The organism is Gammaproteobacteria bacterium (assembly GCA_022340215.1).
GTDB lineage: Bacteria > Pseudomonadota > Gammaproteobacteria > JAJDOJ01 > JAJDOJ01 > JAJDOJ01.
Genome location: JAJDOJ010000178.1, coordinates 1 through 8184 on the forward strand (window position 1 = coordinate 1; position 8184 = coordinate 8184).

11 protein-coding genes and 1 pseudogene are annotated in these 8184 nt (G+C 57.9%); 6 read left to right on the forward strand and 6 right to left on the reverse strand.

The features are described from left to right. From LJE91_12585 to rsmA, 6 genes are all read right to left on the reverse strand, one after another. The coding region (locus tag LJE91_12585) for a DUF4129 domain-containing protein (protein MCG6869523.1) at nt 1-367 on the reverse strand (367 nt) is incomplete at its 3' end. After that, nucleotides 357-1337, reverse strand: a complete 981-nt coding sequence (locus LJE91_12590) for a stage II sporulation protein M (protein ID MCG6869524.1) — start codon at nt 1335-1337, stop codon at nt 357-359. The genes LJE91_12590 and LJE91_12585, both read right to left, overlap by 11 nt. After that, nucleotides 1334-2050 (reverse strand): RDD family protein, encoded by a 717-nt coding sequence (locus LJE91_12595; GenBank protein MCG6869525.1) that lies wholly within the window; start codon nt 2048-2050, stop codon nt 1334-1336. Before LJE91_12595 ends, LJE91_12590 begins: the two co-directional genes overlap by 4 nt. 7 nt (nt 2051-2057) lie before the next feature. Further along, entirely contained in the window at nt 2058-2888 is an 831-nt protein-coding gene (locus LJE91_12600) for a symmetrical bis(5'-nucleosyl)-tetraphosphatase (protein ID MCG6869526.1), read from the reverse strand. 76 nt (nt 2889-2964) lie between these two features. Further along, entirely contained in the window at nt 2965-3348 is a 384-nt protein-coding gene (apaG, locus tag LJE91_12605; protein MCG6869527.1) for a Co2+/Mg2+ efflux protein ApaG, read from the reverse strand. Nucleotides 3349-3525: 177 nt separating this feature from the next. Next, complete coding sequence (rsmA, locus tag LJE91_12610; protein ID MCG6869528.1) at nt 3526-4335, reverse strand: 16S rRNA (adenine(1518)-N(6)/adenine(1519)-N(6))-dimethyltransferase RsmA; 810 nt, start codon at nt 4333-4335, stop codon at nt 3526-3528. Between the two features lie 592 nt (nt 4336-4927). Between rsmA and LJE91_12615 the strand changes: the two genes are divergently transcribed. The 6 genes and pseudogenes from LJE91_12615 (at nt 4928) to LJE91_12640 (ending at nt 8102) form a co-directional block, all read left to right on the forward strand. Beyond that, complete coding sequence (locus LJE91_12615; protein MCG6869529.1) at nt 4928-5155, forward strand: addiction module protein; 228 nt, start codon at nt 4928-4930, stop codon at nt 5153-5155. After that, nucleotides 5152-5433 carry a type II toxin-antitoxin system RelE/ParE family toxin gene (locus LJE91_12620; GenBank protein ID MCG6869530.1) on the forward strand — a complete coding sequence of 94 codons (282 nt, stop codon included), beginning with the start codon at nt 5152-5154 and terminating at the stop codon, nt 5431-5433. The genes LJE91_12615 and LJE91_12620 overlap by 4 nt, the downstream gene beginning before the upstream one ends. A gap of 70 nt (nt 5434-5503) precedes the next feature. Next, nucleotides 5504-6163: a hypothetical protein gene (locus LJE91_12625; GenBank protein ID MCG6869531.1), complete on the forward strand. Its 660-nt coding sequence runs from the start codon at nt 5504-5506 to the stop codon at nt 6161-6163. Nucleotides 6164-6232: 69 nt separating this feature from the next. Then, nucleotides 6233-6577, forward strand: a complete 345-nt coding sequence (locus LJE91_12630) for a hypothetical protein (protein ID MCG6869532.1) — start codon at nt 6233-6235, stop codon at nt 6575-6577. After that, on the forward strand, nt 6577-7164 hold the full coding sequence (locus tag LJE91_12635) for a hypothetical protein (GenBank protein MCG6869533.1): 588 nt from the start codon (nt 6577-6579) through the stop codon (nt 7162-7164). The genes LJE91_12630 and LJE91_12635 overlap by 1 nt, the downstream gene beginning before the upstream one ends. Nucleotides 7165-7277: 113 nt before the next feature. Next, nucleotides 7278-8102, forward strand: a pseudogene (locus LJE91_12640) (transposase). The last annotated feature ends 82 nt before the right edge of the window (nt 8103-8184 follow it).

Below are 8184 nucleotides of genomic sequence, written 5' to 3' on the forward strand. Positions count from 1 at the left end.
CGGGAAGGTCGAAGGCGCGGGCAGGGTCGAGACGCAACAGCGTCAGCCCGAGAATCAGCCCGTTTCTGCGCAGTTCGAGGGCCTTGCGGAGCGTCTCTCGCAGCGGTGGCCGGGAACCGAACAGCGCCTGGCTCACGACCCCCAGCACGACGCGGTCATAGAAGGGTTTCAGCCACCAGAAAACGAAACCGGCGAGCCAGGGGATGTCGTACAGAACCAGGTTCAGGGCGATGCACAGGGGCAGCGTCGCGGCGAACCAGGCGAGGTACACGGCGCGCCATTCACGGCGCACGATGGCGAAGCCGAGATCCATCGCCTCCCAGGGATTCCGGGGCCTGAGGGAAACGGTGACCTCGTCAAGCCACATCGTCGAGACCCGCTCGGGCGAAATAGAGCGCAACGAGGACCCACATGCCGAGACCCGCGAGGATCTTCACCTCCGGGCCGGGCCATGGGCCTGATGACCAGAAGGCCTCGATGAACGCGGCGGCGAGGAACATCAGCGCGGCGCCGGCGACGATGCGGCCCGCTGGCCGGGCGACCCGACGCAGGGCGAGCAGGCGGCTCGCGCGGCCCGGGGCGATCAGCGCCAGTCCCAGACGCAGCCCCGCGGAGCCACACAGCACGATCGCGCTCAGTTCCAGTGCGCTGTGCCCGGCCACGAAGGACCAGAAGGCCTCGCCATGACCGATGCCGGTGACGTGGCCGGCCACCGCGCCGACGATCAGGCCGTTGAGCACGAGGAAGAACGCGGCCCCGAGTCCGAAGACCAGACCGCCGGCGAAGGTCTGGAATCCGATGCCGGTGTTGTTGCGGATGTAATAGCCGAACATGTAGAAATCGCTCTGCCCGGCCAGATGCGGGTCGACGCGCTTCTCGCCGGAGCTCGAATACATCTGCTCGAAACGCTCGACCGAGTCGGCATCCATGACGGACTGGATGACCGAGCCATCGCGGTGCGCCGCGACAAAGGACACGGACAGGGGCCCGAAGAAGAGCAGCGCCGAGAGCAGGACCATGGCGCGGTTCGCGCGAACCTCGGCGGGAAACCCCGAGGCGAGAAATCGCATGATCCGGGAACGGGAAAACCTTCCCGGTGGGTACATGCGACGCTGCGCCGCGCCGACCAGGTGCTCGAGCCGCCGCAGCAGCACGGGGCTGTAGCCGCGGCTGCGCCCCAGGGCGAGGTGGTGGCATGCCTGGCGATAGCGTCGCGGCAGGTCCGGTCCGGTTTCTCCGGTCGTTCCCTTTGGTGCGCGGCGTCCGGCCGCTTCCAGGACGGACTCCAGTTCCCGCCAGACCGGTTCGAACTGCTGCGTGAACTGGTCCTGGGTCATCGTGTACCCATGAGCCAGGCCGAGACGCCGAGGACCTCGTCGAGCACGGCATCGGGTGGCTGTCCGTCGCGGCCCGTTACCGCGCGAGCGAGCCCGGCGAGTTCCACGTTGCGTTCGGGGGTCAGCGACGTGCTGCGCTCGGCGAACGCCAGCAGGGACTGCTGCTCCTCCAGTGTCAGTTCCGCGGCGGGCGGGTGTGGGCGGGCCTGGACCGCCGCGGCTTTCTCCGGGCGCTCGTCCGCGTAGACCACCAGCGTGCCCGCCACCTGGTCACCAAGCCGGCGAAAATCGCGGCTGAGCAGCATGGAGACCAAACCAGTCCCGTACAGGGCCGGCAGAAAATCGGCGAAGCGCAGCAGATTGCGGAGCAGCGATGCGGACCAGCCGATCGGTGTCGCGTCGTCGTGTACCGCGCGCAGACCCATGGCGGACTTGCCGGGTGTGGCGCCGTCTCGCAGGACCTCGAACAGAACGTAGTAGAACCACTCCACCACGAACAGGGCGATGAAGAACAGCCCGGTTGCGAACTCCTCGGGCAGCAGGATCCCGAGGACGATGCCGATGACCCCATAGAGGACGAGCCGGATGAGGGAGTCTATCGCCCAGGCGAAGGCGCGCGGCACGGGACCCGCGGGTGTCAGCGGCAGATCGACGCCTTCGGGGGATTCGATCCGCCGCACCGTGTCGAGTACCTCGTCCAGCGGAAATGACATGCGAGCGTTATCCCGGTTGCGCGTTACCCTTGCAGGGGAGGTGCGAGAAGGCCGGCGAGGGCTGGTCGAGTCGCGCGATCGTCAGACTCCCGCCCCAGACGCAACCGGTGTCCAGCGCCACAAGGCCCGGTTCGCTGACCATGCCGAGCGTCGACCAGTGCCCGAATACGATCCTCATGCCGCGGCTGCGCCGCCAGGGGACACGAAACCAGGGCATGAGGTTTGCCGGTTGACTACCCGGCGCGCCCTTCGCCCCCATGTCCATGCGTCCCTTCGCGTCGCAGAACCGGATGCGTGTCAGGGCGTTGGTGATGAACCGCAGGCGCTTCCAGCCGCCGAGGACCTCTTTCCACCGGCCGGGATGGTCGCCATACATATTGTGTAGGAAATCAGTATAGTCCGGACTCTGCAGCGCCGACTCGACTTCCCGCGCGCAGGCCCGTGCCGTGTCGCGGTCCCATTGTGGGGGCAGGCCCGCGTGTACCATGGTGTACCCGCTGGTTTCGTCGTCGTGCAGGAGGGGCCGGAAGCGAAGCCATTCTATCAGTTCGTCGATATCCGGTGCGCGCAGCAGCGCCTCGGTGTCACTGCCGCGCTTGATCGGTTTCGCCCCGGCGTACCGGGCGATGGCGGTCAGGTCGTGATTGCCCAGCACGACGGTTGCCGCGTCGCCCAGCTTCTTGACGAAGCGCAGCGTTTCCAGGGAACGGGGACCCCGGGTGACCAGGTCGCCGACGAACCAGACATGGTCCTGCCAGGGATCGAAGTGCATCTTGTCGAGCAGCAGCCGAAGCTCGTCGTAACAGCCCTGGATATCGCCGATCGCGAATAGCGCCATGATGGTTCGACCGTTCGTGAACGGTTTTTCGTTCTTGTGATGGAACCCCGGGGCTCCGGTTTACGGTTGCCGGCAGTCAGTGAATGACACGCGGCACGGACAAGGTGAATCGTTCGATGGGCGCCTCGAAGCGCGTGCCGTCGTCCGCCTGCATCTGGTAGCTGCCCTCCATGGTCCCCACCGACGTCTCGATCATCGCGAAGCTGCGGTAGCGGTAGGTCTCGCTCGGTGCAAGCCGCGGCTGCTGGCCGATGACGCCGTCCCCGCGGACCTCCTGTATCTTTCCGTTCGTGTCGGTGATCAGCCAGTGGCGGGTCAGCAACTGCGCCGGCACCGTCCCCGCATTGTGGATCAGAACCGTGTAAGAGAATACGTACCGGTCCTGCGACGCGTCCGACTCACTCTCGAGAAAGGCGGGCTCAACGCTGACGCGGATGTCGTAGGCACCGGGGTTTTCCATGGCTGCAGGTACTTTTTCCAGTTGGAGGTGTGGACTCGACGTCAATCTGATGCGTTTCCGCGGGGTACGCCTCGCCGGGAACGTGGACCAGCCGACCAGGCTCGCAATTATCACAGGGATGGCACACCAATATAACCCCGTACCCCGAAATCGTAGTCCTGTCCCGTGAATGATCGATCAAGACCGGCTGGGGAATGCTTCGGTATCGCGGTGCAGCGAGGCATTGGCAAGGTCCGCGAAGGCCTGGAGGTCGAGAACCTCCGGCCGCAGGCCGGGATCGACCCCGGCCGCCCTGATCCCGGCCTCGTCCAGCAGGCCGCCGAGGGAATTCCTGATCGTCTTCCGTCGCTGGCTGAAGGCGCGGTTGACGAGCTGCGCGAATCGGGACTCGTCCTCGACGGCGACCGGCGGTGTTTTTTGGGGCTCCAGGCGCAGGAAGGCGGAATCCACCTTAGGGGGAGGGCGGAATGCGCCGTGTCCGACCTGAAACAGTCGCCTCGCCCTGAAGCGATACCGCAGCATGACCGAAAGGCGGCCCCAGGTCTTGCCGCCCGGTTCCGCGGTGATACGTTCGACCACCTCGCGCTGCAGCAGGAAGTGCATGTCGTGGATAAGGTCCGCAAATTCCGCCAGGTGAAACAGCAACGGTGTAGAGATGTTGTAGGGCAGGTTGCCGACCACGCGCAGCCGTCCCGGGCCGGGCGAGAGCGCCCCGAAATCGAAACGCAGCGCGTCGGCCTGATGAATCTCGAGTCGGCCGAGGTTCGCGCACCGGGCCTGCAGCGCGGGCACGAGGTCCCGGTCCAGTTCGACCACGTCCATGCGTCCGGTGCGCTCCAGCAACGGCATGGTGATCGCCCCCCGACCCGGACCGATCTCCACCAGGGCGTCTCCCGGTTCCGGCGAGATGGCCGAGACGATGTCGTGAATGACGCGCGGGTCGCGCAGGAAATGCTGGCCGAATCGCTTCCTGGGACGGTGGGTCAAGGGGTTGTCCTGGTGTTTGCGTGAGAATTCAGCGGATTATGAAGAAGTGTGCTGGGAATGCCCAAGGGGATCAGGGTATGAGGTGCTCATGGGAGGAAGACTCGTGGGAGGAAGAGATGGGTCGCTTCGATTTTCGTGGCGGTCGGAAGGGCCGTTACCAACATCTTGCAGACGTTCCCAGTACTGGGTCATGCGGCCCGTTCTGGCCGACTCCAGCCGAATCCAGAAGTTTAGGCAGCGCTACTATTAGAAATCGCTAAAAGGAGGGAAACGACCTGAAGCGGCCGCGGGCATCCAATTGGAGAGTGTCTGCAGAGAGTTGCTAAGCGGTCCTTCAGTTGGAAGTACTGCGCCCCTTTCACCCGTGTTCCAAGCAACAGACAGGTTCTGCGACATCAGGAGAACTGAAGCAGCGGACAGGCTTAACGCGGGATAACACGCCGCTGGGTATACTATCCCGCAGATACGGTTTGGCGCTGTGCCTGCTCACAGGTATAACCCGCGCATTGTAGGCTATTCGGAAACCATAGAATTACTGGATATGGCAAAAGACAAACACGGGTTCGCATATAAACAGTGACGGGGTACAGATATGAAAGCTGATGAAATACGGAGCGAAATTGAGAGCTTGGAGTTGTCCGAGAAGCTGCTTCTTGTCGAAGATATCTGGGATTCCATTGCCGCGAGCAATTCGGAACTTCCCATGCCGGAGTGGCAGAAGAAGGAACTCGACAGAAGGCACAAAGATTATAAAGAAGGAAAGATGGAACTTCATGACTGGAAGACGGTGCACGAGGAATTGCGTGACAAATACAAATGAAATTGCACTACACCGCCAGAGCCAGGGAAGACCTGGAATTGGCCTTCGCATGGTACGAAAGGCAGCGAAGGGGTCTGGGGTTTGACTTTCTCGATTGTATCGAGACGGCCGTTAAGTCAATTCTTGAGCATCCGGAAATGTATAGGGCCGTATATTCCACCTTCCGAGGCTGTGTGGTTAGAAGGTTTCCCTTCTCAGTTTTCTATACCATCGAGGGCGCTGACGTTGTAGTACACGCGGTATTTGACAATCGTCAAGACCCTATGAAGAGGCCATAACAATGCGCTGCACGCGGACTCGCTAAACGCTCGCCGGTGAACGTACCGTTAGCGCAATCAGTGCTCGACAATGGCAAAAGTCAAAAAGAAACTTACCCCCGCTCAAAAACGAGCGAAGAAGAAAGCAAAGGAAGAAAGACAGAAGAAATATGTGTGGGTGTTTATGAATGGCAAACAAGTAAGGGTCAAACGCCCAGAAACAATTGATGGAGTTGATCCAGATGAATTTATAAGAAACAACGCCGATCCAATATGGCTTCATCAAAATGAAATGCTGGAATACATGGATCAAGAAGAAGATCAATTATATGTTGGTGAGGAGTCAGAGTTGGACTCATACATATATAACTATTGTGGTAAATGGAGAGACAGCGAAGGGAATACTATTTTCATTGAGCCAATTGATGAAAAACAAGTATATGTTACTTATGTGAAGTCTGGTGAGGGCAAGCCTATGTTACGCCCTTGGTTAAATAATATGCCAGCTTCGAAAATGATTGGCAGACATGACCCAGAATGGGGGCCATCGTTGGATATAGAGCTTTCGAATAAGGGCGATGGATTTTGCCTCAGCCTGGATTTTCATTTTGAGGATGGCAATTATAATGCAATCGCACCATCTATAATACGCGATGAAAAAGACAGTCACTTAGATAAATATTATTATCTATTTGGCGCTTTGAGTTCATATCATAGGCAGAGCGATAATGGCGCTAACAAGGCAAATTAACTCGGACCGCAAAAACCGCTACGCGCTTTTTGCGTCCGGTTATTTGCGGCATCAAGAAGAAGCGCACGCATGGAAACAACAATACTCGTAAAAAGTAGTAGCAGAGATGAACCGTATGCAGTAGCAGTTTCATCAACTGAATCTAGGCTATCAATCTTCTGTGATTGCCCTGCTGGCGAATGGGGGAAATATTGTAAACATAAAATGGCGATCGTATTAGCCGATGAAAGAATCCTTTTTGATGAAGAGCAAAAGGATAATTTCAATAAAGTAAAACAATGGATTGTTGAGTCCGGCTATCCAGATTTAGTTCAAGAACTTCGGGAATCTGAAAAAGCACTCGAATCGGCAAAGAAAAACGTGAAAAATCAAAAAGAAAAGATTGCTCGTTTAATGAAAGAGGGTTTGAAATAGTGGAAATTGAAGCCAGAAGAGATGATAGAGGTTACGCTCTTATTGCGAATTTTGAAGATGGCTTTGCTCTTGGCTGGAAGATGGCTGTTCCAGAGGCATTTAAGGAAGCGCTTGATATTAAACTGACACCAAGAATATTGGCAAAGAAAAAGGAAATGCTATGGACGCAGGGTCGTTTATATGATTTCCACGAAGGAGATACCATTCATGATACCAAAGATGCGTATAAAGAATGGGGCGAAGCATTAAAACACTTAAAGCTTAGTGTACAGGTGCAATTCGCATCTTCTTCAGGTTATGTAAATTACGAAACAGTAGAAGTTCAAAGCAAGGAATTGGAAATAATCCATCAAAAAGGAAAGTCAAAACCAAAAAAAGAAACCGTTGATGGGTTAGCTGTAAAAAAGCAGCGCATAGATCATGGCTTAGTGCGATTCGAGGTTTATCGTCCAAACAAAGAGAAAACAGCAGTGGAGGAATGTGAAACTCTAGAATGCACGCAGGATGACTTCGTTGCTTTTCTACAAACCGGCATAGTCCGTACAAAGGAAAATAAGCTATTGAATCTATTTGCAGAAAATGCCTAACAATCACATGCACTCGGACAGCAAAAAGCGGCGTGGCTTCCGCTACGCTCCGGTCACACACAGGGTCAGGTCTCGCATTGTAACATGTTGCCGACCAAGCTATATTCTCGCGCATGGCCAGACCGTTGCGCATTGAATTCGCCGGCGCCCTGTACCACGTCACGTCCCGGGGGGAATCGGCAAGAGGCGGTCTATGAAGACGACGAAGATCGCGAGGTGTTTCTTCGCACGCTGGCGGAGGTGGTCGAGCGGTTCAACTGGCTCTGTCACGCCTATTGCCAGATGACGAACCACTACCATTTGGTGGTGGAGACCCCGGACGGTAATCTCTCGAAGGGTATGCGACAGCTCAACGGGGTCTACACCCAGGCTTCGAATCGACGGCACCGACGGGTGGGGCATTTGTTTCAGGGGCGCTACAGGGCGATCCTGGTGGACAAGGACAGCTAACTCGCACGGTACGTGGTACTGAACCCGGTCAGGGCGGGCATGGTTGAACATCCCGGGGATTGGCCCTGGAGCAGCTACCGAGCGATGGTCGGCGATGCGCCGGTTCCGGGCTGGCTGGCGACCGATGGGCTGCTTGCCCAAATCGGCAGGCGTCGCAACGAGGCACGGCGACGTTACAGGAAATTCGTTGCCGAAGGTGGGGCAAGTGTCTGGTCAGGACTACGCCAACAGATCTATCTCGGAGACGACACGTTCGTCGCGAAGATGCAGAAAAAGGTCCCGGTGCAGACAGATCAGTTGAATATCCCAAGGGCCCAGCGCAGAAGGCCCGCGCCACCGCTGGAGTCGATAGCCGCCGAGTACCGCGAGCGCAATGCCGCCATTGTTGCGGCTTATGCCACTGGCGCCTACAGCTACCGCGAGATTGTCGATTATTTCGGTCTGCACCCGGCACGGTGGGGCGGGCGATTCGCAGGCGAATGTTATAATGCGAGACCTGACCCCCATGACCGCCAAGGGCTGTGGTCTACCTGTTCTCCATTACCTGAGCAAAGGATTGCGTGTGTTAAG

Excerpts from the sequence above, each read along its gene's own strand:
- apaG (MCG6869527.1), bottom strand. The coding sequence starts at position 3,348 with ATGGAAAACCCCGGTGCCTACGACATCCGCGTCAGCGTTGAGCCCGCC.
- LJE91_12615 (MCG6869529.1), top strand. The coding sequence starts at position 4,928 with ATGAAAGCTGATGAAATACGGAGCGAAATTGAGAGCTTGGAGTTGTCC.
- LJE91_12590 (MCG6869524.1), bottom strand. The coding sequence starts at position 1,337 with ATGACCCAGGACCAGTTCACGCAGCAGTTCGAACCGGTCTGGCGGGAA.
- LJE91_12620 (MCG6869530.1), top strand. The coding sequence starts at position 5,152 with ATGAAATTGCACTACACCGCCAGAGCCAGGGAAGACCTGGAATTGGCC.
- LJE91_12625 (MCG6869531.1), top strand. The coding sequence starts at position 5,504 with ATGGCAAAAGTCAAAAAGAAACTTACCCCCGCTCAAAAACGAGCGAAG.
- LJE91_12600 (MCG6869526.1), bottom strand. The coding sequence starts at position 2,888 with ATGGCGCTATTCGCGATCGGCGATATCCAGGGCTGTTACGACGAGCTT.
- LJE91_12595 (MCG6869525.1), bottom strand. The coding sequence starts at position 2,050 with ATGTCATTTCCGCTGGACGAGGTACTCGACACGGTGCGGCGGATCGAA.
- LJE91_12630 (MCG6869532.1), top strand. The coding sequence starts at position 6,233 with ATGGAAACAACAATACTCGTAAAAAGTAGTAGCAGAGATGAACCGTAT.